The sequence below is a fragment of the Thermorhabdus hydrogeniformans genome, from assembly GCF_049310025.1.
Taxonomy (GTDB): Bacteria; Bacillota; Thermosediminibacteria; order Thermosediminibacterales; family Tepidanaerobacteraceae; genus JBJYKD01.
In genome coordinates, this window is sequence record NZ_JBJYKD010000234.1 from 1 (window position 1) to 252 (window position 252).

Sequence of the window (252 nt, forward strand, 5' to 3'; positions counted from 1 at the left end):
GATCAGGATCACCGAGACCACGGCCAGGGTCAGCGCCGCCAGCAGCTGGTTGGTGGTGCCGAACAGCGGCCAGATCACCATGCCACCGCTGCCCTCGCTGCCGGCGCCGAAGGCCAGGGCCAGGCACACCGCCAGCGCGATGAGCGTGCCTGCCACCGTGCCGACCCGGAACCCGGCCAGCTCGGCCGCCTCCTGGATCACGAACCGCTGCAGGCGCAGGCCGGTGTCCATGGTGGTGGCGGCGAAAAGGAT

1 protein-coding gene is annotated in these 252 nt (G+C 71.0%); it reads right to left on the minus strand.

Annotation, left to right across the window (positions count from 1 at the left end):
• A partial coding sequence (locus ACKX14_RS16255) for a carbon starvation CstA family protein (RefSeq protein WP_422449463.1) occupies positions 1-252 on the minus strand: 252 nt, incomplete at both ends.